General features: G+C 37.6%; 23 protein-coding genes and 1 tRNA gene. 15 read left to right on the top strand and 9 right to left on the bottom strand.

Going from position 1 to position 21,596, the window contains the following annotated elements; genetic code table 11:
* Positions 1-269: 269 nt before the first annotated feature.
* Together IQ215_RS09510 and IQ215_RS09505 are read left to right on the top strand one after the other, a co-directional pair.
* Complete coding sequence (locus IQ215_RS09510; RefSeq protein WP_193801071.1) at positions 270-533, top strand: type II toxin-antitoxin system Phd/YefM family antitoxin; 264 nt, start codon at positions 270-272, stop codon at positions 531-533.
* Entirely contained in the window at positions 517-774 is a 258-nt protein-coding gene (locus tag IQ215_RS09505; RefSeq protein WP_193801070.1) for a Txe/YoeB family addiction module toxin, read from the top strand. Before IQ215_RS09510 ends, IQ215_RS09505 begins: the two co-directional genes overlap by 17 nt.
* A gap of 78 nt (positions 775-852) precedes the next feature.
* Here the strand turns inward: IQ215_RS09505 and IQ215_RS09500 are convergent, their stop codons facing one another.
* Positions 853-1,164, bottom strand: coding sequence for a hypothetical protein (locus IQ215_RS09500; RefSeq protein WP_193801069.1), 312 nt, complete (start codon positions 1,162-1,164; stop codon positions 853-855).
* 30 nt (positions 1,165-1,194) lie between these two features.
* Here IQ215_RS09500 and IQ215_RS09495 point away from each other — a divergent pair, with 30 nt between their 5' ends.
* The gene (locus IQ215_RS09495) at positions 1,195-2,496 is read left to right on the top strand and encodes a mechanosensitive ion channel family protein (protein WP_193801068.1); all 1,302 of its coding nucleotides are present in this window, start codon (positions 1,195-1,197) and stop codon (positions 2,494-2,496) included.
* Here the strand turns inward: IQ215_RS09495 and IQ215_RS09490 are convergent.
* Entirely contained in the window at positions 2,458-3,333 is an 876-nt protein-coding gene (locus tag IQ215_RS09490; RefSeq protein ID WP_193801067.1) for an MBL fold metallo-hydrolase, read from the bottom strand. The two genes, IQ215_RS09495 and IQ215_RS09490, sit on opposite strands and share 39 nt — an antisense overlap.
* Positions 3,334-3,840: 507 nt before the next feature.
* Here IQ215_RS09490 and IQ215_RS09485 point away from each other — a divergent pair.
* The 5 genes from IQ215_RS09485 to IQ215_RS09465 all read left to right on the top strand — a co-directional run bounded on the left by IQ215_RS09485 (position 3,841) and on the right by IQ215_RS09465 (position 7,381).
* The gene (locus IQ215_RS09485; protein ID WP_015221420.1) at positions 3,841-5,247 is read left to right on the top strand and encodes a form I ribulose bisphosphate carboxylase large subunit; all 1,407 of its coding nucleotides are present in this window, start codon (positions 3,841-3,843) and stop codon (positions 5,245-5,247) included.
* A gap of 159 nt (positions 5,248-5,406) precedes the next feature.
* Positions 5,407-5,811 (top strand): chaperonin family protein RbcX, encoded by a 405-nt coding sequence (locus tag IQ215_RS09480; protein ID WP_193801066.1) that lies wholly within the window; start codon positions 5,407-5,409, stop codon positions 5,809-5,811.
* Positions 5,812-5,814: 3 nt separating this feature from the next.
* On the top strand, positions 5,815-6,150 hold the full coding sequence (locus tag IQ215_RS09475) for a ribulose bisphosphate carboxylase small subunit (protein ID WP_015221422.1): 336 nt from the start codon (positions 5,815-5,817) through the stop codon (positions 6,148-6,150).
* An 81-nt stretch (positions 6,151-6,231) separates the two neighbouring features.
* Positions 6,232-6,885: a lipoyl(octanoyl) transferase LipB gene (gene lipB, locus IQ215_RS09470; RefSeq protein ID WP_193801065.1), complete on the top strand. Its 654-nt coding sequence runs from the start codon at positions 6,232-6,234 to the stop codon at positions 6,883-6,885.
* A gap of 70 nt (positions 6,886-6,955) precedes the next feature.
* On the top strand, positions 6,956-7,381 hold the full coding sequence (locus IQ215_RS09465; RefSeq protein WP_193801064.1) for a hypothetical protein: 426 nt from the start codon (positions 6,956-6,958) through the stop codon (positions 7,379-7,381).
* Between the two features lie 74 nt (positions 7,382-7,455).
* On the opposite strand, the gene IQ215_RS09460 is transcribed toward IQ215_RS09465, so the two are convergent.
* From IQ215_RS09460 to IQ215_RS09450, 3 genes are all read right to left on the bottom strand, one after another.
* Positions 7,456-8,757 carry a phospholipase D-like domain-containing protein gene (locus IQ215_RS09460; protein WP_193801063.1) on the bottom strand — a complete coding sequence of 434 codons (1,302 nt, stop codon included), beginning with the start codon at positions 8,755-8,757 and terminating at the stop codon, positions 7,456-7,458.
* Between the two features lie 271 nt (positions 8,758-9,028).
* On the bottom strand, positions 9,029-9,898 hold the full coding sequence (locus IQ215_RS09455) for a carbohydrate ABC transporter permease (protein ID WP_193801062.1): 870 nt from the start codon (positions 9,896-9,898) through the stop codon (positions 9,029-9,031).
* A 176-nt stretch (positions 9,899-10,074) separates the two neighbouring features.
* Entirely contained in the window at positions 10,075-10,470 is a 396-nt protein-coding gene (locus IQ215_RS09450; protein ID WP_193801061.1) for a hypothetical protein, read from the bottom strand.
* A gap of 212 nt (positions 10,471-10,682) precedes the next feature.
* Here IQ215_RS09450 and larE point away from each other — a divergent pair, with 212 nt between their 5' ends.
* The 3 genes from larE to IQ215_RS09435 all read left to right on the top strand — a co-directional run bounded on the left by larE (position 10,683) and on the right by IQ215_RS09435 (position 13,172).
* The gene (larE, locus tag IQ215_RS09445; RefSeq protein WP_193801060.1) at positions 10,683-11,516 is read left to right on the top strand and encodes an ATP-dependent sacrificial sulfur transferase LarE; all 834 of its coding nucleotides are present in this window, start codon (positions 10,683-10,685) and stop codon (positions 11,514-11,516) included.
* 45 nt (positions 11,517-11,561) lie between these two features.
* Complete coding sequence (locus IQ215_RS09440) at positions 11,562-12,068, top strand: cupin domain-containing protein (protein WP_193801059.1); 507 nt, start codon at positions 11,562-11,564, stop codon at positions 12,066-12,068.
* A 372-nt stretch (positions 12,069-12,440) separates the two neighbouring features.
* Positions 12,441-13,172 carry a DUF1868 domain-containing protein gene (locus tag IQ215_RS09435; RefSeq protein WP_241735296.1) on the top strand — a complete coding sequence of 244 codons (732 nt, stop codon included), beginning with the start codon at positions 12,441-12,443 and terminating at the stop codon, positions 13,170-13,172.
* A gap of 45 nt (positions 13,173-13,217) precedes the next feature.
* Here IQ215_RS09435 and hisD read toward each other — a convergent pair whose 3' ends face one another.
* On the bottom strand, positions 13,218-14,528 hold the full coding sequence (gene hisD, locus IQ215_RS09430) for a histidinol dehydrogenase (protein ID WP_193801057.1): 1,311 nt from the start codon (positions 14,526-14,528) through the stop codon (positions 13,218-13,220).
* A gap of 127 nt (positions 14,529-14,655) precedes the next feature.
* Between hisD and IQ215_RS09425 the strand changes: the two genes are divergently transcribed.
* The 3 genes from IQ215_RS09425 to dnaJ all read left to right on the top strand — a co-directional run bounded on the left by IQ215_RS09425 (position 14,656) and on the right by dnaJ (position 17,354).
* A complete protein-coding gene (locus IQ215_RS09425) occupies positions 14,656-15,942 on the top strand; it encodes a proton extrusion protein PcxA (RefSeq protein ID WP_193801056.1) in 1,287 nt (428 codons plus the stop codon).
* Positions 15,943-16,028: 86 nt separating this feature from the next.
* Positions 16,029-16,112 (top strand) — tRNA-Leu (locus IQ215_RS09420).
* A gap of 111 nt (positions 16,113-16,223) precedes the next feature.
* On the top strand, positions 16,224-17,354 hold the full coding sequence (gene dnaJ, locus IQ215_RS09415; RefSeq protein ID WP_193801055.1) for a molecular chaperone DnaJ: 1,131 nt from the start codon (positions 16,224-16,226) through the stop codon (positions 17,352-17,354).
* Positions 17,355-17,641: 287 nt separating this feature from the next.
* Here the strand turns inward: dnaJ and IQ215_RS09410 are convergent, their stop codons facing one another.
* The 3 genes from IQ215_RS09410 to IQ215_RS09400 all read right to left on the bottom strand — a co-directional run bounded on the left by IQ215_RS09410 (position 17,642) and on the right by IQ215_RS09400 (position 20,178).
* Positions 17,642-18,076, bottom strand: coding sequence for a VOC family protein (locus tag IQ215_RS09410; protein ID WP_206688567.1), 435 nt, complete (start codon positions 18,074-18,076; stop codon positions 17,642-17,644).
* A gap of 111 nt (positions 18,077-18,187) precedes the next feature.
* On the bottom strand, positions 18,188-18,691 hold the full coding sequence (locus IQ215_RS09405) for a TIGR02652 family protein (RefSeq protein ID WP_193801053.1): 504 nt from the start codon (positions 18,689-18,691) through the stop codon (positions 18,188-18,190).
* 167 nt (positions 18,692-18,858) lie between these two features.
* Complete coding sequence (locus IQ215_RS09400) at positions 18,859-20,178, bottom strand: TIGR03279 family radical SAM protein (RefSeq protein WP_193801052.1); 1,320 nt, start codon at positions 20,176-20,178, stop codon at positions 18,859-18,861.
* Positions 20,179-20,371: 193 nt separating this feature from the next.
* Here IQ215_RS09400 and mtnA point away from each other — a divergent pair, with 193 nt between their 5' ends.
* Positions 20,372-21,511, top strand: coding sequence for an S-methyl-5-thioribose-1-phosphate isomerase (gene mtnA / locus IQ215_RS09395; RefSeq protein WP_193801051.1), 1,140 nt, complete (start codon positions 20,372-20,374; stop codon positions 21,509-21,511).
* Positions 21,512-21,596 lie beyond the last annotated feature (85 nt).

Raw genomic sequence — 21,596 nt, 5'->3', positions numbered from 1 at the left:
TTGCAGGTTACAGGTTACAGGTTTAAAATACGACCAGCCTTTGTTAGTTCCTTGATGGAACTAAGTATCAGAAAATTAATTAACATTACAGTTTTTGTAAATTTCTTAACCTGATACCTTACACCCGATACCTGGCACCTTTACAAGACTATAAATTTTATCCCGAACTCAGGTTAAGAAAGAATAATGTTTTAAGCTATTTTTTTTCTACCTATAAAGTTTTAAGTAAAATGGTACAATAAAACGTACAAGAATCAAGTTAAACAGATATGGAAACCCTAAATGCTAGTAAAGCTAGATCTAATTTATTTCGTTTAGTGGAGCAAGTAAACCAAGACCATATACCGCGCATTATTACAAGTAAAAATGGTGACGCAGTATTGTTGTCAAAAGAAGATTGGGATAGTTTACAAGAAACTCTTTATTTACAGTCTATTTCAGGTTTAGTAGAATCCATAAAACAAACAGAATTAGAAGATGATTGGGTGTCGGAGGACGAGTTTTTGAGGGTATTGGATGGTGTGGAGGATTGAGTTTAGTCGCAGGGCTTTAAAAGATGCGAAGAAAATAAAATCAGCTAATCTCGATAATAACCTTAAACAATTACTTCAGATATTAAAAGATAATCCCTATGAACCACCGTACGAAAAATTATTGGGGAATCTAGGGGGTTATTATTCACGACGAATTAATATTAAACATCGTCTTGTTTATACTATTGATGAAAATAACAAAAAAGTCAAAGTGGTTTCTCTTTGGTCACATTATGAGTAATATCAAGTTCGGATAATTTGTTATAAATAGATTGTATCTTCGCAGCCTCACTGTGTTTGATTTGATGCCAATATTTTTTCAAGAATTTAATTTCAGTTGATTGATTTCGTCTAACTGATTTTGTCGATTAAATCTCTCCCAAGTGATTCCGTTAACGTCTGTTTCTTGACTAAATTCTTGAGCGGTGGAATCTTGCCACCCTAGATGTCTTAAACTACCCGAGGGAACATTTTTATCTACCCTGACAGAAAAGTTTATGCTTTCTGTTTCCCAAAGGGCGTATTGATTTTCAATAACTATAATCGGTGAAGCGGATAAACGTTTATTATAGTCTTTAATGCTTTCAGGGAGGTTATCTGTTGAAATGGCGATATGAATTTTTTTTGACATTTTATATCTATGTTTTGATGGATTTATTTTATGAAAAAATATTATATTTTGGGATTTGTTTTCCTAACTTATTTTAGTCCATTTTTTTACTCTCATTTATGGGCGGTAAAGGCACAAGAATCATCGGTGGAGAGTTTGGAGGAGAATGTTTTTTTTGCTGATGTGGTGGTGCGTGGAAAGCCCATCTTTCAGGTGGGGGGTTTGGCGAATATCACGGCCACGGAAAGGGCTAGAACGATAAATCGTCGTATTGCCAGTTTATTGAGTCAATCCAATTCTTTTAATTCGGTGGAAGTCACGGTTAATGGTGATGGTAGTAGTGCTTTATTGAGGGTTAATAATCGAGTTTTGATGACTGTTACGACTCAAGATGCCCTTGATTTTAATGTGTCGGTGTCGGAATTGGCAGGGTTATGGGCTGAGGATTTGAATGAGAATTTGAGTCAGCCTAGTTTGGTGGTGGATGTGGCTCAAAGATTAGATGTTACTATTCAAGGTTTGGTTAGGGATACCATTAACAATTTACCTTCCTTGGTGGGGGCTTTGATTGTCATTATTTTTACTTGGTTGGTGGCTGTGGGGGTGAAAAATATTGCTTTTGTATGGGCGGAAAAGACTGAGGGCGATCGCAGCACAGAAATACTCATAAGTCGTCTGTGTTATGGAGGAGTATGGATTGTCGGTAGTGTGATTAGTTTAGGGATTTTAGGCTTAGATTTTGGATTATTATTGGGTACTTTGGGTTTAACCAGTGTGGCCATTGGTTTTAGCCTTAAGGATGTTTTGGGTAACTATATTTCGGGGGTTATCTTACTGGCGGCGCGTCCATTTCGTATCAATGATCAAGTTGTCATTAGTGATTATGAAGGTACCATTACCCAAATTCAATTGAGGGCGATTACTTTACAAACCTATGATGGGCGCTTGGTTTATATTCCTAATCAACAGGTTTTCCAAAGTAGTATCGTTAATATTACCGCTTCTCCTTTTCGCCGTAGCAGTATCGTTTTTGGTGTTGATGACAGTGGAGATTTGAACCTAGTAAAGCAAATTATTCGGGAAACGGTAGTTAATATTGTGGGGGTGGAATCAGAGCGAAAAATAATGATTTTGGTGAAGGAATTAATCCCTAGTACCGTTAATATTGAAGTCTTATTTTGGGTTAATTCTCGCCGTCAATCTTTTTTACAAGTAACTTCGGATGTCTGTCAGGGGATTAAGGAAGCCTTGGAAAAGGCAAACATTGAAACCCCCACGAATAGCTATGTCATTACTGTGGATAACCCTTCTATTTTAGATGGTGGTTTGCATCCAACGGATACAGTCTCTTAATTCTTGTTGCATAATTTCGGGGGAGGCGTGATGTCTTCTACCATGGCCTGGTAATAGCCATGAAAAGGAGTATTCGGTTAGTGTTTCGGTGGATTTTACCAATGTTTCCCAAGAGTACCAGCAATGATTTTTAAAGGCGATAATGGTATTTAATTGATCTGACCATGCTAGGTGATCTCCTGTAAAGAAGAATTTATTTTTGTATAACATGATGGTATGTCCTTGGGTATGCCCTGGTACGGGAATGATGGTAATGTCTGGGGTAAATTGTAGTGGTTGATCTATATCTAAGGGAATCTCTATATTTTTGGTTTCTTTGGTGATTTCGTCACGGTGTAAAAGGCGATCGCACTTAAAATATTCATGAAACTTTTGATGATCGGCAATATCATCTCTATGGGTAAGATACATATATCTTACTCCCCCCATCTCTTCTAGTTTTTTCACCAATGCAGGATTAAAACGAGGGGAATCAACCAAAATATTACCCTCCTCCCGTTGGATAAAATAGGAAGCCGCCGCAAAAGATTTGGGAGAATGATAACCACAATGATAGACATTTTCATCAACCAAAATAGGGAAAGTATCTTCCGCTTCTTTAATTTTGTCCGAAGACATGACAACGCCGATGGAATTAGTAGGACAAGACAACAACGCCTGTAGGGCTTTTATTTTTTCCTGCACATTAGAAGGTTGATGATATACCGCCGACTGTTGTCCAAACCTTGAAAAAGTTGATTTTGCCATCCAACGACAAGTATCACAATCAATACAACTACTATCTACATAAAAATTACCTGAGACATTTTCTTCTCGTTTTTCCGTTAAAGACGCCATAATTTTAGCCTTGAGTGCTACTATTCCAGTCTAACTCACCCAAATCCAATGTCATATCCATGTGCAAACCCCCTCTAGGATAATAGATTATGAAAAATAGTCTGACCATTGCCTGTTCCCTGTTCCCCATTCCCTGCCTTGACCAGAAAATGTAATTCTGAGCTTCAGATAATATAAGTAAACCTAATATTTGTAATAACCATAAAATAAATTTAGGAAAAAATGTAAAGAAATGTATAGAAAATAATGTTTTAGAATCAATGAGCCGTAATTATGGGAGTATTAATGCCTATAAAGCACTAATCAAGGGGAAAAATAAGATTAGTTAAATTAATAAAAATAAGAATAAAAATTAATCGAAAAAAAAAAATTTTTGTCAAGACAGATGATCCCTCTCGTGATAAGATTGAAACTCGAAAAGCGAAAACCTAAAAACTAACTTCTATTTTTAGAGGTTGTTAAGAATAAAGCTATAAAGAAAATTTATATATTTGGAGGATGCCACTAATGGCACAAGCTGGATTTAAAGCTGGTGTTCAGGACTATCGTTTAACTTACTATACCCCTGATTACACCCCTAAAGATACCGATTTATTAGCCTGTTTTAGAATGACTCCCCAACCAGGAGTTCCCCCCGAAGAATGTGCGGCTGCGGTAGCAGCGGAATCTTCCACTGGTACTTGGACCACCGTATGGACTGACGGCTTAACCGACTTGGATCGTTACAAAGGTCGTTGCTACAATGTTGAGCCCGTACCTGGTGAAGATAATCAATACTTCTGTTTCGTTGCTTATCCTTTAGATCTTTTTGAAGAAGGTTCTGTAACCAACGTATTAACCTCTTTGGTTGGTAACGTATTCGGATTCAAAGCTCTTCGTGCTTTACGTTTAGAAGACATCCGTTTCCCCGTTGCTTTAATTAAAACCTACCAAGGTCCTCCTCACGGTATCACCGTAGAGCGTGACTTATTAAACAAATATGGTCGTCCTCTCTTAGGTTGTACCATTAAGCCTAAATTAGGTTTATCTGCTAAAAACTATGGTCGTGCGGTTTATGAATGTCTCCGTGGTGGTTTAGACTTCACCAAAGATGACGAAAACATCAACTCTCAGCCTTTCATGCGTTGGAGAGATCGTTTCTTATTCGTTCAAGAGGCGATCGAAAAAGCTCAAGCTGAAACCAACGAAATCAAAGGTCACTACCTCAACGTTACTGCTGGTACTTGTGAAGAGATGATGAAACGTGCTGAATTCGCTAAAGAAATCGGTACTCCTATCATCATGCACGACTTCTTAACTGGTGGTTTCACCGCAAACACCACCCTTGCTAAATGGTGTCGTGACAATGGCGTATTATTACACATCCACCGTGCGATGCACGCTGTAATCGACCGTCAGAAAAACCATGGTATCCACTTCCGTGTTTTAGCTAAGTGTCTCCGTCTTTCTGGTGGTGACCACTTACACTCTGGTACTGTTGTAGGTAAATTAGAGGGCGATCGCGCTGGTACTTTAGGTTTCGTTGACTTAATGCGCGAAGACTATGTAGAAGAAGATCGTTCTCGTGGTGTATTCTTCACCCAAGACTACGCATCTTTACCCGGAACCATGCCTGTGGCTTCTGGTGGTATCCACGTATGGCATATGCCCGCCCTCGTTGAAATCTTCGGCGATGATTCTTGTTTACAGTTCGGTGGTGGTACCTTAGGACACCCTTGGGGTAACGCACCTGGTGCAACCGCTAACCGTGTAGCCTTAGAAGCCTGTGTTCAAGCCCGTAACGAAGGTCGTTCTCTCGCCCGTGAAGGTAATGACGTAATCCGTGAGGCTTGTCGTTGGAGTCCTGAACTTGCTGCGGCTTGTGAACTCTGGAAAGAAATCAAGTTCGAGTTTGACACCGTTGACACTCTCTAAATTTCACTAATTTGGGGTCAGAATGCGAGGAGAAATAAAAAACAGTAATCAATGAACAATAATTCTCAGCATAATAGGAATAATTAAGTAATTGATCTAACTAACAAAATTTATTATCCCGATTCTGATTCACCTAAGGGATTTATCCCAGAGAAATTTATGTCCTATAAACAAACGGTAAAAGATACAGCGAAAGTTCTGCAAAACTATCTTACCTATCAGGCACTAAAGCTGATTATAGAACAACTTACCGAAACTAACCCCTGTTTAGCGATTTGGTTAAGGGAATTTTCCGCAAGTCATTCCATTCAAGATAGTGATCATTATCTTCAGGCTTTGGTCAAGGAAAATAAAGAGTTAGTTTTGCGTATCTTGACGGTAAGAAAAGACATTGCCGAACAAACGGTGGAGTTTTTGCCAGAAATGGTAAGAACAAATATGGAGCAATCTAATATGGAACATCGTCGCTATCTTTTAGAACGTTTGACTCAAACTCAGTCTTCATCTTTGGATGAAACAATCATAGATACCGAATCAAATCAATCAGAAAACAAGGAAGAATAAACCATGCAAACTTTACCTAAAGAGCGTCGTTACGAAACTCTCTCTTATTTACCCCCTTTAACCGATCAACAAATCGTTAAACAAGTTCAATACTTATTAGATCAAGGATTTATTCCTGCGGTAGAATTTGAAAAAGATCCTCAACCCAATGATCACCACTGGACTCTTTGGAAGTTGCCTTTATTCAATGCTTTCTCTGCTCAAGATGTATTAAACGAAGTTCGTGAGTGTAAAGGTCAATATTCTGATTCTTTCATCAGAGTTATCGGCTTTGATAACCTTAAACAGTGTCAAACCATGAGTTTCATCGTTCACAAACCTAACACCACCCGTTTCTAGGTTGTTGATGACAAATTGATTTTTAAACCCTCCTTTGCGGGGGTTTTTTTGTGCTTTTAATTATTTTTTCTCTTTTCTATAATGAGCAAATCGAGACTTTTAATCCAAAATTTAGGTGTTATGCCCTATCAACACGCATGGAATTTACAGAAAAAAATGGTACAAGAAAGGTTAGATGATCCTAATTTGCAGGATGTTTTATTGGTGGTGGAACATCCCTCTGTTTACACCTTGGGGACGGGGTCAACGGTGGATAACCTCAAATTTGACTTGAATGAGTTTTCAGGGGAGTTATTTCGCACAGAAAGAGGAGGAGAGGTGACATATCATTGTAGGGGACAGGTTGTGGTCTATCCTATTTTAAATTTACGGCATCATCAACAGGATTTACATTGGTATTTACGACAGTTGGAGGAGGTAGTTATTAGGTTATTAAGGTTATATGGAATTGAGGGTAAGAGAATTGAGGGTTTGACGGGGGTTTGGGTTGATGGGCAGAAGATAAGTGCGATGGGTATTAAGGTTAAAAGATGGGTGACGATGCACGGTTTGGCGTTAAATGTGAGTTGTGACTTGTCGGGGTTTGAGAGAATTATTCCCTGTGGGATTCGAGATAAATCCGTGACGAGGTTGATAGATTTTGTGGATGATGTGGAGCTTGAGAAGGTGAAAAAAGAAATGGTGATGATGTTTGTGCAGGTATTTGGTTATGATGCAAATCTTGAGAATAGCTAAAGATTTGCGCATTTTGGGAGAGAAGGGGTTATGATCGATTAAGATTAAACACCAAATAAAGTAGATATTTATGGCATCTTCAGAGGCAGTAAAAAAATATTTGGCTTATTGGTTTCAATTACAAAAACCAGTAATCATTGCCCGTCAAAATAAAGCCATTCTACCTCAAAAGGTGATTATGGGCGATCGCTACAGTGTGGAATTTGAGAGGTGTTGGAATCTAGTTTCCGATCCTGCTACGGGAGATTGTTATGTACAAGGTACAACCCAAACCATCCAAGAGTTGTTATCGTCAAAATGGAATATTAGTGACTGCGCCCGCTGCACCATGCCTGTGCCAATTATAGAAGTTGGATCTCAGGAGTCTAGCTGTGTGTGTAATGATTTGGATAATTGGCCGAATAATGAGTTACCTTCTCCTAGGCAACCTATTGAAAACGGTAAAGCCTTAAAAGATATTCACCGCCGTTTAAATCGTACCTCTCAGTCTTTTTAGGTTTTGGGTGTTGCGGATGATTTTATACATGATTTCTATTAGCATCAATTACCATGTCATTAATCCAGCGCCCCTTAATTTACTCTACATTCTCTCCTATCTTCGTTGATACGCTGTTGTAATCTATCAGTTATTCCCAAAATAGCATCTTCATAAAGACGATCAAATTCTCGACGAAAATGTTCAGCAATAATAGTATTATCAATAATTAACAAACTTTCATCGTTATTATAGTTAGCGGCTGCTGACCAATTATGAGAACCCGTAATAACAATTTTATTATCAATTAAAGCAAACTTATGATGTAATTTGTCACCCCGTTCAATGTTCGGAATACCCACCGTATCTAAAGGATTTTTCCATGGGTTATTATCATCATAATACTGACAATTATTACTTAATTCTACCCCTAATAGGTCTAGTCCTTCACTATAATATCTATAGGCAAAAAGAGGGTCAATTAATGCTCTGATTTGAGTACCTTTTAAATTTTGATTTTCAAGGCTATTAGATAAAGGTTGTTTGCTGAAAACAAAGAGAGCTAAATCAATGGATTCAGTAGCTTGATTTAAGGTTTTATCTATTAATCCATTAGTTGTGTTTTCCCATGGTTGACTACGGGAAGTAGGAGAAAATTTGACAGTTATTTGACTGTCTCCTATGGTTAAATTTTGACTAGGACGATAAGGCTTTTGTAGTCCAAATAAACTATCTTTTTTATTATTAACTCCATCTCCCCACATATAATTAAATTCTTCTGTGAAAATTATAGCTAAAGGGGCGTTATCTATTACCAATAGATGATTAGCATTACCCCTTGTATTTTCATTTTCTAAGTCTCCATGGGTACCACTAACAGTAAAATTGGCAGATCCTGTCACCAGTTTTTTATTATCAATTATCATAAATTTATGGTGCATTAAACCACTACCTTTACTGCCATCTTCTGTATCGTCTATGATGGCAACATTATTTTTTTTTAATATAGCTAAACCATGATCTGGTCCTAAATTATTGATATTTAAATTATAGTTATTTTCGATAATAATTCTGACTTGTTTTCCTGCTTGGTGTTGTGTAACAACGGCTCTTGCTAAGTCTGGTAAGTTAAGTTCTTGGACGGCAATATCGATGGTTTTTTCTGCACTATTAACCGCTTCTATTAAAATCTTTTCTAAATTATCTCCTGCACGAATAATGGGACGATAAGGCTCGTTATATTCTTCTTGTTGATTATGGTTAAAATAGACTTGAATATTAACATCTTGGGGAAGAGGTGAAGAATTATTTATCGGTATAATTGATAATTCATTTTGACAACCATAAAGTATTAACGAAAAAGGTAATATGACTGTCAGTATATTGTTGATTTTCATCTGATGGAAAGCTGAGATACTTTCATTATTAAATCATAGTTTGTGATTATCTTTTTTTGTTTCTTTTTCTATGTTGTGATGTTTTATTTGCTTTCCGTAATTAATGATAAATTTAAAATATTTTGTATTGACTAAAGCTCCTTCATAGGGTTTAATATAATTAGGTTGTTAATAATCAAAATCTATATAAATAAAATATGCACAAAAAACTCCATCATATTAAAAGTATATCATAATAAGGGGAATTATTTTTAATAAGATTAGAAAAAAATTAACGATAGCGAGAAAGAATAAGATTCGCAATAGAAAGTAGTAGAATAGCCACAAATAAGACTAAACCCATGGCACTAGCGTAATTTATATCTAAATCTTGAAAAGCCTTTTCATAGATATAGTAAACAATAGTTTTTGAGCTGTTTCTTGGCCCACCTTGGGTTAATAAAAATACTTCCTCAAACACTTTGGTAGCACTGAGAGCAGAAATCACCGCCACAAGAAAAATATAAGGTTTCATCAGAGGAATGGTAATATCAAAATGTTTTTGCCAACCGTCTGAGCCATCAATGGCACCGGCTTCGTATAATTCAGGAGATATACTTTGTAAACCAGCCAGATAAATGACCATATAATAACCCAATCCTTTCCAGATAGTAACTACCATAACACTCCAAATCGCCCAATCAGGGCTTGTTAACCATGGTAAACCAGAGGAAAAACCTAATCCTAACCAAATCTGGTTTAAAATGCCATTTGACCAATATAATGCCCTCCAAGCAATTCCTGCCACTACCATGGATATTACGACGGGGGTATAGTAGGCGGCACGAAACCAGTTGATGCCTTTTAATTTTTGGTTAACGGCGATCGCCAGGAATAGTGGTAAAATAACTAATGCAGGTACTACCCCTACCATGTAAAGAAGACTATTCAATAAGGTTTTTTTGAATAATTCATCTTGGATTAATAGTTGAAAATTTTCTAAGCCAACCCATTGGGGGGGTTGAGTTAAGTCGTAGCCATAGCTAGAAAAACTAAGACTAAAGGCTTGAATGGCGGGATAAAAAACAATAAGGGTAAGAATAATAAGGGCTGGGGCTAAAAACAGAAATGGCTTTAATTTTTGCCCGACAATGTTGATCATATTTTCACTAATTAGGTATTAGATGTTAGGTGTTGTTAAATTTATGATTTCAGTGGAAGTTGGCTAAGGAAAATAATCATAATTTTTAATATGATTAAATGCTTATTCTATTTCATTTTTTATGTTACGTTGTCTGTAATGCTTATGGTTAATCATTAATTTTTAACAATGTTTAATTATAATAAAAAGTCGGTTAAAACTTCATCAGGTTCATCTTCAAATTCATCATCCCAATTATCATTATTGGTTTCTGTGTTATCTTCTTTAACTACTTTGGTTTGTAGGGTAGCTACTAATTTTTCTAATATGTCTAGTTTGGTGGTAATTCTTTCAATTTGATGGTCTTTTTTTTCTAATACTTCTAACCGTTGGCTAAGTTTTTGATATTTTTCTAAAATTTGCTTATTTTCTGATAGATGTTGGGTATTAGATAAATAATTACCGATTATATCTATAACTAATTGTTCGATATTTTTTTCTTTCTCGACGGCAATGTTATCTAGTTTTTCTAACCATTCATCGGGAATGTTTAAGTAGAGATTTGCGGTTTGTAGATTTAATTCTTGAGTCATAGTTTTAATAGATTGTTAATAATAAAAAAATAATAGAGATGTACATTAATTGAGTCAATTTTTGATAAATAATGCTCAGATTAGTGATAATTTATTGCTAAATATTTACATAAAATTGATTTAAAGTTTAATTTTAAACATTAGGGGAAGATTATTTCAAGGCATGGTGATTAGAATATAATGGGATAGTACAGTTTTTAGTTAAAGACGGAATGAGCAAAGAAAAAGTAGAAAAACTAAAAAATATTTTCGCCACCATGGATAGGGCTTTAATTGCTTATTCTGGGGGAATCGATAGTACCTTAGTTGCAAAAGTTGCTTATGATGTCTTAGGAGACAAAGCCCTTGCTATTACTGCGGTATCTCCTTCTTTGTTACCAGAAGAATTAGACGAAGCCCAATACCAAGCCCAGTTAATTGGTATTAATCACGAAATGATTATCACTGAGGAAATGGATAACCCTAACTATACCTCAAATCCTGTTAATCGTTGTTATTTTTGTAAAAGTGAATTACATGATAAGTTAAGGGCGATCGCCCTTAAAAGGGGTTATCCTTATGTAATAGACGGGGTAAACTATGACGACTTACAAGACTATCGCCCCGGTATTGAAGCGGCTAAAGAAAGAAAAGTGCGATCGCCATTAGCCGAAATAAGTATATCAAAAATAGAAGTAAGAGAGATCACAAAATTACTCAACCTACCATGGTGGGATAAACCGTCTCAACCCTGTTTATCCTCAAGGTTTCCCTACGGAGAAGAAATAACCGTTGATAAACTCCATCGTGTCGGTAGGGCAGAAATTTATTTACGTAACCTAGGCTATCTCAATTTAAGGGTAAGATCCCAAGGAGATACCGCTAAAATTGAACTATTACCCCAAGAAATAGCAAAATTCGTTAATGAAGTTGACTTACCCACATTAGTCAATGACTTTCAAAAATTAGGTTTTACCTACGTTACCCTAGACTTAGAGGGGTATCGCAGTGGAAAACTAAACCAAGTTATCAATAAATCTCCATCTGATAACCTCGCCTTACGGTAGTATGTAAACAACTAGACAAAAAACACCCTTATCATCATCAAGCCAGTGAAAGCAGAATATTGGATAAAAAAACTTAACCTACAAAAACATCCAGAAGGAGGATATTACCGAGAAACCTATCGTAGCGACGATACAATTAGCAATAACGGTTTATCAAATCGTGCCACCCAACCAAGAAATTGTTCAACCGCCATTTATTATCTCCTCTCAGGAAAAGAATTTTCCGCCTTTCACCGTCTCAAAAGTGATGAAATATTCCATTTTTATAGTGGCGCACCATTACAAGTCCATATTCTCACCCAATCAGGGGCATATAAATCCATACTCCTAGGAGATACAGAAGCAGAAAACCCCACCTTTCAATTAATTATCAATCAAGGAGATTGGTTTGCCTCAGAAGTCAGTCAAGCTAACTCTTATAGTTTAATAGGTTGCACCGTATCTCCAGGATTTGACTTTACCGACTTTGAATTAGCTACCTCGGAAAAATTAATTAATCAATATCCTCACCATCAACAATTAATTAAACGATTAACAATTCATTCAACATAAGATATAAAAAATTTCTAAGTAAGTTAAACATTAATTCATGGATAATAGTAAGATAAAAAAGTAAAATTTTCAAAATTTAACCTTAGAGAGATAATCAAATAAAGCTAATACAACTTATGAAAAAACCCTCTGGGAAATATATTAATAAAAAAGATTCCTTTATCCATAATAATAACCCTCTTAACCCATAAAACCTTGTCTATTAAGAAAAGCAAAAAAAGTAACTAAAACAACTTTACATTGACAAAAACGCCATCAAATTTTATAATAACATTTACTTTTTGAAAAGGTATAAATATTATCAATTTAAGATAAATAGAGGATAAAAAAATGGATGGAAACTATCAAAGCTATATTAACAGAGTGGTGCAAATGACAGCCCCAATCAATTATGAACAACAAATAAAAAACATTCAATCATCACCCAAGTTTAGTGGACAAAAACCAGTGAACTTTCCTGGATATACTATTATCACTCCCCCCCATGGGGAATCTAACCATAATCAAGAATTTTATAAAAAGTTAGCCCATACTCAAAGGCAGTTAGTGGAAGGATTAGGGGCGGATTTTTTTGTTGCTTTACCCGCAGATAGTTTTCATATAACTTTAGCCGATTTAATTTGGGATGATATTTATTTAAACGCAGTCAAAGATAAACCCAATTTTGACCAACTATTAATCAGTAAAATTGAGAATATTTTTAAAGATTATAAAACCGTTTATAAGGAATCAAAACCCTTTGAATTTGATGTATTAGGAATATCCATTTTTCCCCGTGCTATTGCGGTTTGTTTAGCACCTACAGAGAAGTTTTATGAATCAATAATAAAACTACGTCAACTCATTTATCAAGATGAAGAAATCGTAGATTTAGGCATTGAGCAAAATTACGAGTTTGCCGCCCACGTTACCCTTGGTTATTTTGGTGATGTGTCCGATGATTTCGACTATCATAAAGTCCAATCCGTAGTGACAGAAATTAATGACCAATGGTTAGAAAATTCCCCTTCTAATTTTATTGTAGAACAATTTGAACTCAGAAAATTCACTGATATGACTAATTTTATTCGTCAAGATGATTGGGCGATGATGAAGCTATACTAAATCTGATTAGTAAATTTTCCCATCACCTGTATCAAGCCTTGAAGACTATTTGTCATCCTTGTTCTTGTTAATTCTCAACTCCACCGAGTCTCCGTGGGAAGGTAAACCCTCCGCCTGTGTTAAAGCCATTATGGCATCAGATACACCATGCAAGGCTTCTGGACTATATTCAATTAAGCTCGAATACTTCATAAAAGTTTCAACCCCCAAGGCAGAAGCGTAACGAGCGGCCCCTGAGGTGGGTAGGGTGTGGTTTGGTCCGGCTAAATAATCTCCCACCGCTTCGGGGGTGGAATTACCCAAGAAAATAGCCCCTGCATGGCGGATATGGGTGATTAATTCCCATGGTTCTTCTACTTCTAATTCTAGGTGTTCTGGGGCAAAAAGATTAGAAAATTCTGCTGCTTGTTCGAGGTTGTCTGTAACGATGATAACACCGTAATGGGCGATCGCCTTTTCCGTCAATACCTTACGGGGGTGATTTTCCAACTGCTTAACTACCTCCTCCTGTACCGCTTCGGCTAGGGGTAGATAATTGGTAATCAAAATAGCGGCCGCCAAAGGATCATGCTCTGCCTGGGCGAGTAAATCAGCGGCTACATGGGCTGGATTTGCCTGTTTATCGGCGATAACTAACACCTCACTAGGCCCGGCTAAGGAATCGATGCCCACAGTGCCAAATACCTCTTTTTTAGCGAGGGTAACAAATATATTACCAGGGCCTGTGATGACATCCACATTAGGAATGGTTTCTGTGCCATAGGCCAAGGCGGCCACCGCTTGAGCGCCCCCTACCCGATAAATTTCCGTAACCCCTGCTTCACTAGCGGCCACTAGCACCGCAGGATTAATTTTGCCTCCTTCACTGGGGGGAGTCACCATGACAATGCGAGGCACTTTTGCCACCTTGGCAGGAATGGCATTCATTAACACCGTACTCGGATAAGAAGCCCTTCCTCCTGGGACATATAATCCGGCCCTATCCACGGGGGTATAACGTCGCCCTAAAACCACCCCATCACGGGGAAAACTGACCCAAGATTTAGGCAGTCTTTGGGCGTGGAAAGCCTCAATTTGCTTGGCTGCTAACTTAATGGCTGAGAGTAAACCCCTGGAAATTTGTTGATAAGCTGCATCAATTTCCGCACCGCTAACCTTAAGGTTACTTTCGTTGATAGTCTGTCGGTCAAACTTCTGAGTATAATCAAACAAGGCTTGATTTCCGTGGCTTCTCACCGTCGCAATGATTTCTTTAACAATGGACTCTTGGATATGAGTTTCATCGTTATGGGTGCGATTTTCAATTCTTTTTAGCTCTTGTTTTGCTTCACCTTTATCTGTGATTATTCTCAGCATTTGTAATATATCAAACGGTGTACCTTACAATATATGTCTTATGATAACAATGTTATTGGGCAATTTGTCGTCCATCCTGAAAAATTCACCCTAAAATATTAAATCATGTAACTGTTGTCTAGCTTTCATGTTCAACAAAATTTTTCGCTATACAAAACGTTCCCTTGCCCGTAGTGCCGAAAATTCCCTTGAATCAGCTTATCAAGCTGCATTGACCATTAAAAATATTGAAATTGAGCATTTTCAAGGAAAAAAAATATCTTCCCAAAATAAAACCCATAGTGAAAGAGTTTTTGATTATTTTCAAGGGGAATTGCATAGTAATTTAAGGGCGATCGATCTCAAATTAAGTCAATTTAAAACCAGTCAATATTTTAATAATTTAGTTTCTAGTAATTCTAAGCAAAATCATCTTCATGAAAATAATTATATTACCCTTAGTCAATCATTAATCATTGAAAAGCTAAACTTCATTGACCAAATAGTTAGTAAATATAAACAAGAGTCAGACATCAATGCTCAAAAAGTATCTAACCTTGTTAAAGAGACAAAAAATCCCATCATTGATATTGCGGCAGGGGAAGATAAAAAACTAGAAACCGTCTCAGATAAAACCAGTGTTTTGCCCCGTTCTTTTTTAAGAACATTGGGTAAAATAAAAGACGAAATTAACCCCGATTCTAAGGATACAGAAGAAGAATTAATTATTCGTTTTCGTCGTTCTAAATATAAAACAGCTGTATCAGTTAAGTTTCTTTTATTATTAATAATAATTCCAATTTTAGTTCACAATATTAGTAAAATAGTAATCGGTAAAGCATTTGTAGATCCTTATTTTGCCAACCATCAAGAAATAGTTTTTATTAATGAAGATTTACAAGAAGAAGCGCTCAATGAATTAAGAATTTTTGAGGAAAATATCGAACTTAAAACCATGATTGGTTTAATACCTCAATTATCTCCTGAAGAAAGGGAAAGCACTATCCAAGAAAAAGCTCAGGAAGTAGCCCAAAGTTATCGTCGCCAAAGTTCTAATGCTATCAAAAATATTTTCTCTGATATACTTGCTTTTTTAGCTTTTGCCATTATTCTTGTGTCTAGCCGTCAAGAATTACAGGTTTTAAAATCATTTTTGGACGAATTAATTTATGGTTTAAGTGATTCGGCTAAGGCATTTTTAATTATTCTTTTTACTGATATATTTGTTGGTTTCCACTCCCCCCATGGTTGGGAAATAGTCTTGGAAAGTGTGGCCCATCATTTTGGGTTGGCGGAAAATCGGGATTTTAATTTTTTGTTTATTGCCACCTTTCCTGTAATTCTTGATACGGTGTTAAAGTATTGGATTTTCCGTTACCTTAATCGTATTTCTCCTTCGGCGGTGGCTACCTATAAGAATATGAATGAGTCGTAATCAAAAGTTAAGCAACAGGAAAGCTGAAAAAAAATAACGAAGAAGTGATCAGGAGTTGTAAAATATTTTATTATTGAACATAGAAAGCGCAAGTGGCGGAATTGGTAGACGCGCTAGATTCAGATTCTAGTGTTCTTACGAACTTCCGGGTTCAAGTCCCGGTTTGCGCATTTTTTTTGTGGGTGAATTGGATCAAAGTAACATAATGTTAAGGTGATCTAGTAGAATGTTAAACAATAGTGTAAAAAGCAGACCAATCAGGAAATATAGAATCAAGCAATATGTCAGGCGATTACTACCAAATCCTCGGAGTTTCCCGCGATGCGACCAAACAAGAAATAAAGAGAGCTTATCGGCAACAAGCAAGAAAATATCATCCCGATGTTAATAAAGAGCCGGGGGCGGAAGATAAGTTCAAGGAGATAAATAAGGCCTATGAAGTGCTTTCTGAGCCAGAAACAAAAGCCCGTTATGATCGTTTTGGAGAAGCAGGAGTAAGCGGAGCTGGGGCTTCAGGCTTTGATCCTAGTGATATGGGCGGTTTTGCCGATATATTTGAAACCTTTTTTGGCGGTGGTTTTGGCGGTGGTGGTGCGACTACGGGCGCTCGTCGTCGTGGCCCGGCTAGGGGTGATGATTTAAGATTAGATTTAAGATTAAAATTCCGTGAAGCCGTTTTTGGGGGTGAGAAAGAAATTAAAATTCCCCATTTAGAAACTTGTCAAGTGTGTGATGGTAGTGGAGCGAAAAAGGGTAGTGGGGTAAAAACCTGTCCTACTTGTAATGGGGCTGGGCAAGTACGCCGTGCCACTCGTACTCCTTTTGGGAGTTTTGCTCAGGTGACGGTATGTCCTACTTGTAATGGGGAAGGGCAAATTATTGAGGAAAAATGTGAGTCTTGCGGTGGACAGGGTAGAAAACAGCAAAACAAGAAACTTAAGATTACTATTCCTGCGGGGGTAGATAATGGCACTCGTCTGAGGGTGACGGGGGAAGGTGATGCTGGTACTCGTGGGGGGCCGGCTGGAGATCTTTATGTTTATCTCTCGGTGGAAACTGATAGTCAGTTTAAGCGAGAGGGTAATAATATTTATTCGGAGATTACCATCAGTTATTTACAGGCAATTTTGGGTTGTCGTCTCAAGGTGGCTACCATTGATGGTGAAGAAGAAGTTGCTATTTCGGCTGGGTTACAGCCTGATACGGTGATTACTCTGCGTGATAAGGGTGTTCCTAAGTTGGGTAATTCTGTTAGTCGTGGCGATCAGTTAATAACTGTTCATGTGGAAATTCCCACAAAAATTAATTCGGAGGAGCGAGAGTTATTGGAAAAACTGGCTCAGATTAAGGGAGATCATACTTCAAAAGGAGGTTTTGAGGGTTTCTTGGAAAGTATTTTCCATAAAAAATAGTTAACTTTTTTAATCCTGGTGGGCATTGCCCACCACATCATCATTTTGGGAATCATGGGCGATTAACAAACTATAACCTAACACCTGATATTAAGTTAGGATAATTGGTTATAAGATAGATTGTATCTTTGCCATTGTCGCACCGTGTAATGAATTACACGGCTACTGGTAGTTCGTTCAATAAATTGAACTAAGATTTTGATATTGCAACCTTTGTAAGTGATCAAGAGGACTTGATATGACAACCATTATCCAGAACTGAGGTTGTTTGAATTTTCCAGCGCCCCTTAATGGTAAAGACGTAATAACTCGATGGGTAATCCATCATCATCGGCAATAAAAGCCACCTCAAATACTTTATTTTCGATCATTTGTTGTTGAGGGGGTAACAAAATTTTAAGAGGTTTAATGTTTTGCGGATTATTTTGGCTTTCTTGGGTAAACTTTTCCTTAAGGTTATCCAACCACTGGGATAAATTATCGGTGTAGCTACCCACATCAAAAGAAAGGTGATAATAACCCACATAATGTTCATCCCCGAAGGCATCGGGTGCTGGTTTTGGTTCAGGGATTTCCATTAATTCGATGCGACTATTCAAACCTTCCATCCAACAGGCGAGGGTATATCCAGTGGTGAATCTTTCCTTGACAGAAAATCCCAATAATTCGTAAAAGGCGATCGCCCTTAAAATATTAGCAGTACGGATAGAGACATGATGCAACATAAGCAATGGACAATTAACAATTGACAATGGACAATTAACAGAAATTTATTAGATACTGCTACTATTGCTCTTTATTTTTGGCTTTTATATTAATTTTAGCTAAAATGTCTATTCAAAAAGACGGAAGTAGGGATAACGGGAAGGGCTTCCTTTTTCCTTTTCTAAAGTAAAATTAATAATCTGCCATTGCTCAGAATCATCATTTTCGGGGCTAAACTCCACGGGCAAACCATAAAGTTTATACACCTTATTACCATCCCCCATCCAACTATGACCCTTTTCCAAATAGGAGCTAATTAAGCGATAATAGCGTTGGGCAATAATCACCTTAGTGGCTCGATAACCTTCTGTATATAACCTGTCAAGGGCTTCATGAATCTCAAAACGAATACCATCAGGATGGGTATGTTGACGATACCACTTTTCCTCCCACCATCGCCAATGGCGTCCTGATTGTAAATGAACTAATACTTTTGTGTCAGGATTTGCTTCAAAAGCACCATGGCGGGGACATAAATAGCTATCTGTTAAGGTTAAGGCTTCAATTTGTTGACGACAATGGGGACATTGAATATGGGGACCAAAAATGGGGTATTGTAAACTTAGATTCATGGAATAGTTACTGTGCTTAATTTCCTCTATCCAAAATCTAACATTTTCTTCCAAAAACGGGACGATTCTAATTAACAATGGACAATGGACAATTAACAATTAAATATTTTTCTTAAACCTTCCCATGGAAAAAATTAACCCGCCACCTGTCACCTGCCCCCTAAAACCTACGATAAAGAAACTACCTCCATTAACTCCTTGATACCATTAACGGGAATGACTTCCACATTGAGCTTTTCTTCTAACTGTGCGATGGTAACATCATCTAAAAATTTCGCCTCATCATGTTTTAGCATCACCGAAGGTAAAAGAATCTTTTTAGTTAACTTCTTATCGGGTAATTTCGCCAGTAAATCTTGCCCCGTAATTAAACCCGTGACGGTGATTTCTTGCCCCCAATAGTCACTATTTAAAGCCACTAAATTAACATTGAGATTTTCTACTTGGTTTAACCTTGCCACGAGGGGTTGAAAGGCTGTTTCCACCGCATTACCCACAATCCAAGTATATTCTTGTGGTTGGGCTATTTGGGCGGGTAAATTTTCATCAGCAATGGTGGTAAATTCCTTTAAAAACTGTCGAATTGAGCCTACACCATTACCAATTTGGGGATAATCTTCGTAGTGAGACTCTGGGGGTAAATCTTCTTGGGCAATTAAAAACCATTCATCGGCTAACCAAGCAAAAGTAGAGCCACATTTTTCCCTAAATTTTTCTTGTAAGGCTTGGACTTGTTTAATAACTTCCTTGGCTTTTTCTCGGCTGACGGGAATCAATTCATCTTCTTGGGGACGAAATTTGGTTAAACCCACTGGCACAACGGCGGCACTAATTACCGCAGGAATTTCCCCTTGGTGGAAGGAAAATAAATCGTTGAGGGTGGTTTCTAGGTGTTTACCATCATTAATATTGGGGCATACTACCACTTGGGCATGGACTTGTAAACGTTTTTCTTGAAACCATGCTAAATTTTGCTTGATTTCCCCTGCCCGTTGATTTTTTAGTAGTCTAATTCTAACATCTGCCTCGGTGGCGTGGACGGAAACATAAAGGGGGGAGAGGCGCATTTGTTCGATGCGATTCCATTCTCTAGTGGTTAGGTTGGTGAGGGTGAGATAACTACCATAGAGGAAACTGAGGCGATAATCATCGTCTTTTAGGTAGAGGCTTTCTCTTTTGCCGTCGGGTTGTTGGTCAATGAAGCAAAAGGGACATTTGTTGTTACACTGAATTAGCCCATCAAAGAGGGCATCTTCAAATTCTAAGCCTAGGTTTTCGTCGTAGTCTTTTTCGATTTCTACTAGGTGATTTTTGCCGTATTTGTCGATAACTTCTAGTTCGAGGTATTCATCGCTACAGAGAAATTGATAATCGATTAAGTCTCTAGGTTGCATTCCGTTAATGCTAACGATAGAATCTCCTATTTCAAAGCCGATTTCTTCGGCAATGGATTGGGGTAGTATCTTACTAATACGGGCAGGTTTCATATTAATTGATAATGGATAATTGATAGTTGATAATGGAAGATTTATCAGTAAAAAACCGAGGGAAACTTAATTAACTCCTAATTGTCCATTGTACATTGTTTGATTGTCTGCATAGTATTATTTCTCACCCTATTGCCTATTGCCTCTTGTCATGATAGGATGCTTTTTTTGACCATGATGGGGAAGTTGTTATATGGATGTTAATGGGAAGGCTTTTCGTACTATTTGGTTAAAGGCTGATGAACCTACGGTAATACAAATAATTGATCAACGACATTTACCCCATCGGTTTGTCATTGAGGATTTAAGGACGGTGGATGATGTGGCGATCGCCCTTAAGGAAATGCACGTTAGGGGAGCAGGGGTAATCGGTGCTTCTGCGGGGTATGGAATGTACTTAGCCTCCCTTGAAGCCAAGGCTCAGGATAAATTTGAGGTGCAAGGGTTTTTGAGGGCAATGGGGGCGAAATTGTGCGCTACTCGACCGACGGCGGTAAATTTGGAATGGGCGGTAAATCGTCAGTTAGAAGCCGTTGCACCCTTGGGCAATGACATAGACGCAATCATTGCAAAAACTTTGGAAGTGGCAGGGGCGATCGCCCTTGAGGATGTACAATTATGTAAGAGTATCGGTGAACATGGTTTCGAGTTAATCAAGGCTATCAGTGACAAAAAACAGGGCGACACGGTTAATATTCTTACCCACTGTAATGCAGGATGGCTTGGTTGTGTGGATAATGGCACGGCAACATCTCCCATTTATCAAGCCCATCGTCGGGGTTTAAAAGTCCATGTGTGGGTGGATGAAACCCGCCCCCGTAACCAAGGGGCAAGACTGACAGCGTGGGAATTGGGGCAACAGGGGGTCCCCCATACCGTCATCCCTGATAATGTGGGTGGTCATCTCATGCAACATGGTATGGTGGATATAGTTATTGTAGGGAGCGATCGCACCAGCTATACTGGAGATGTAGCCAATAAAATCGGCACTTATCTCAAAGCATTAGCCGCCAAGGATAATAACATCCCTTTTTACGTTGCCCTTACTTATTCCGCCTTTGATTGGACAATCAGCGACGGTGTAAAACAAATTCCCATCGAACAGCGAGACGCAAGGGAAGTAAAATATATTAAAGGATTAAAAGATGGAGAAATTACCGAGGTATTATTAACCCCTGAAAATAGCCCTGCGGTTAACTATGGTTTTGATGTTACCCCTGCCCGTCTAATTACTGGTTTAATTACCGATAGGGGAATTTGCCCTGCTACCCCCGAAGGTATTGCCAATCTTTATCCTGATTTAAGTCGTTTTTCTATAGTTAATCAAAATTAGAATGAAGCGTTATAAAATATCATAATGCTTATTTTGTAAGGCTTTTAAACAAGTAATATGAAATACTTAAATGTTTACGACAAAT

The organism is Cyanobacterium stanieri LEGE 03274 (assembly GCF_015207825.1).
In the GTDB taxonomy this organism is placed as follows: domain Bacteria; phylum Cyanobacteriota; class Cyanobacteriia; order Cyanobacteriales; family Cyanobacteriaceae; genus Cyanobacterium; species Cyanobacterium stanieri_B.
The sequence above is the reverse complement of the archived record's forward strand: the minus strand, read 5'-3'. Positions and strand labels throughout refer to the sequence as shown.

Coding starts and splice junctions, on each gene's coding strand:
- IQ215_RS09510 (WP_193801071.1), top strand. CDS start 270: ATGGAAACCCTAAATGCTAGTAAAGCTAGATCTAATTTATTTCGTTTA.
- IQ215_RS09505 (WP_193801070.1), top strand. CDS start 517: ATGGTGTGGAGGATTGAGTTTAGTCGCAGGGCTTTAAAAGATGCGAAG.
- IQ215_RS09500 (WP_193801069.1), bottom strand. CDS start 1,164: ATGTCAAAAAAAATTCATATCGCCATTTCAACAGATAACCTCCCTGAA.
- IQ215_RS09495 (WP_193801068.1), top strand. CDS start 1,195: ATGAAAAAATATTATATTTTGGGATTTGTTTTCCTAACTTATTTTAGT.
- IQ215_RS09490 (WP_193801067.1), bottom strand. CDS start 3,333: ATGGCGTCTTTAACGGAAAAACGAGAAGAAAATGTCTCAGGTAATTTT.
- IQ215_RS09485 (WP_015221420.1), top strand. CDS start 3,841: ATGGCACAAGCTGGATTTAAAGCTGGTGTTCAGGACTATCGTTTAACT.
- IQ215_RS09480 (WP_193801066.1), top strand. CDS start 5,407: ATGTCCTATAAACAAACGGTAAAAGATACAGCGAAAGTTCTGCAAAAC.
- IQ215_RS09475 (WP_015221422.1), top strand. CDS start 5,815: ATGCAAACTTTACCTAAAGAGCGTCGTTACGAAACTCTCTCTTATTTA.
- lipB (WP_193801065.1), top strand. CDS start 6,232: ATGAGCAAATCGAGACTTTTAATCCAAAATTTAGGTGTTATGCCCTAT.
- IQ215_RS09465 (WP_193801064.1), top strand. CDS start 6,956: ATGGCATCTTCAGAGGCAGTAAAAAAATATTTGGCTTATTGGTTTCAA.
- IQ215_RS09460 (WP_193801063.1), bottom strand. CDS start 8,757: ATGAAAATCAACAATATACTGACAGTCATATTACCTTTTTCGTTAATA.
- IQ215_RS09455 (WP_193801062.1), bottom strand. CDS start 9,898: ATGATCAACATTGTCGGGCAAAAATTAAAGCCATTTCTGTTTTTAGCC.
- IQ215_RS09450 (WP_193801061.1), bottom strand. CDS start 10,470: ATGACTCAAGAATTAAATCTACAAACCGCAAATCTCTACTTAAACATT.
- larE (WP_193801060.1), top strand. CDS start 10,683: ATGAGCAAAGAAAAAGTAGAAAAACTAAAAAATATTTTCGCCACCATG.
- IQ215_RS09435 (WP_241735296.1), top strand. CDS start 12,441: ATGACAGCCCCAATCAATTATGAACAACAAATAAAAAACATTCAATCA.
- hisD (WP_193801057.1), bottom strand. CDS start 14,528: ATGCTGAGAATAATCACAGATAAAGGTGAAGCAAAACAAGAGCTAAAA.
- IQ215_RS09425 (WP_193801056.1), top strand. CDS start 14,656: ATGTTCAACAAAATTTTTCGCTATACAAAACGTTCCCTTGCCCGTAGT.
- dnaJ (WP_193801055.1), top strand. CDS start 16,224: ATGTCAGGCGATTACTACCAAATCCTCGGAGTTTCCCGCGATGCGACC.
- IQ215_RS09405 (WP_193801053.1), bottom strand. CDS start 18,691: ATGAATCTAAGTTTACAATACCCCATTTTTGGTCCCCATATTCAATGT.
- IQ215_RS09400 (WP_193801052.1), bottom strand. CDS start 20,178: ATGAAACCTGCCCGTATTAGTAAGATACTACCCCAATCCATTGCCGAA.
- mtnA (WP_193801051.1), top strand. CDS start 20,372: ATGGATGTTAATGGGAAGGCTTTTCGTACTATTTGGTTAAAGGCTGAT.